The organism is Ruminococcus sp. RTP21484sp1_RTP21281st1_A8_RTP21281_210402 (assembly GCF_040914025.1).
GTDB classification, from domain to species: Bacteria; Bacillota; Clostridia; order Lachnospirales; family Lachnospiraceae; genus Blautia_A; species Blautia_A faecis.
The window spans coordinates 1-1,727 of record NZ_JBCPGE010000099.1 but is presented as its reverse complement, the minus strand read 5'-3'; the positions used below and the strand labels follow the sequence as shown (position 1 = coordinate 1,727).

1 protein-coding gene is annotated in these 1,727 nt (G+C 43.9%); it reads left to right on the top strand.

The window, feature by feature from the left end:
* Nucleotides 1-173: 173 nt before the first annotated feature.
* Nucleotides 174-1,493, top strand: a complete 1,320-nt coding sequence (locus tag AB5170_RS22400; RefSeq protein WP_368362044.1) for an IS30 family transposase — start codon at nucleotides 174-176, stop codon at nucleotides 1,491-1,493.
* The last annotated feature ends 234 nt before the right edge of the window (nucleotides 1,494-1,727 follow it).

The window sequence follows — 1,727 nt, the reverse complement described above, 5'->3', positions numbered from 1 at the left end:
CCTTAAATGAAAAACTAACTTCCACCTTTAGTCTGTTTTGTTCTACATTAGGAATTGGGGGTGGAAGTTAGTCTTGCAATCGTTTATTCTATAAGAAATACCAGGGCTCCTCCCTGGTCATATCCTCCAACTACCGGAAATGGGATATTTTTATTGTATAGGAGGATTCATTTATGTCTACTAAAGCTACTGGAAACAAAAAACACCTTACCCTTGCTGATCGTGCTGCCATTGAACATGGTATCAGCCGTGGGGAAAATTTCACGCAGATTGCCTGCAGAATCAACAAGGATTCTTCTACCATTTCCAAGGAGATTCGGCGTCACCTTTTCCGGGTCCCTCATTTTCAAAACGAAACCCAGCGGAAGCGCTCAGAATGCGAGCATTTTCAGAACTGTGAAAAGCAGCATATCTGCGGGAATCAGACTTGTAATTCCTTATGCTGGAAATGCCGCCCTAAGCGCTGTTCCATGTATTGTCCTGACTTTACTCCCAGACTCTGCGAAAAGTTAAAAAAGCCCCCCTACGTGTGTAATGACTGTCCTCAGATACGCAACTGTTCCCACGACTTCTATTTCTACAGGGCCAATTACGCCAACGATATTTACAGTGAAACAAAATCTTCTTCACGGTCTGGGATTAACCAGACTCCTGAGTCCCTGGAACAGCTGGACCGTCTGGTTTCCCCTCTGCTTCTGCAGGGACAGCCTTTGTCCCATATCTTTGCATCTAATCAGGAATCTGTCCCCTGTTCTATAAGGACCCTCTACAACTATATAGACCAGGGATATTTCACTGCAATCAACCTCGACCTTCCCCGGAAGGTCCGCTACAAAAAACGTCGGAAGGTCCGCAGGGAACCTGACAACACTGGATATAGAAAAGACAGATCCTATCTGGATTTTGAGAGATATCTGGAAAAGTTTCCAGATACAAATGTGGTGGAATTAGATGTGGTGGAAGGTGCCGGGGGAAAATCAGAAAAAGTACTGTTGACCATGCTTTTCCGTAATTGTAGCCTTATGCTTATTTTTCTTATGGATGCCGACAGGAAGGACAACGTAGAAGATGTGTTTCAGCGAATATATACCCATCTGGGAGCAGATCTATATCGAAAACTCTTTCCGGTCATTCTTACAGACAATGGTGCCTCATTCAAAGATCCAGCTATTTTTGAACGGCCTGAAGGTGAACTTCTATCCCGTGTCTTTTACTGCGATCCCATGGCTTCCTGGCAGAAGGGACGTCTGGAAAAAAATCATGAATTCATCCGTTATATTATCCCCAAAGGTACGACATTCGCAGGCTTGGACCAGGAGCAGGTAACTCTGATCACCAACCACATCAATAGCGTAGCAAGAGCCAGTTTAAACGGCTGCACCCCGTTTGAACTGGCTCTGCTGCTGATAGACAGAAAACTGCTGGACCTCTGCCAGCTGGAAAGGATTCCCGCCAACCAGGTGATCCTTAAGCCATCACTCTTGAAAAAGTAACTGCAAGATCCATTTCCGGTGTTGGTTTCATAATCAGGCCGGTGGAAGTTACTTTTTCAAAAGTACTTTCAGTGGTCCAAAAATCATGCCCATCTTCCAGAAAAAGCTTTGTTTTCTGCCCTTATTATATGTTAATTTTTACGAATAATCCAGAACTATATGGACGTTAGTCCTGCAAAAAAGTCTTATTTTACCTGTGTCAATGTATGGTGGAAGTTACTTTTTCATTCAACC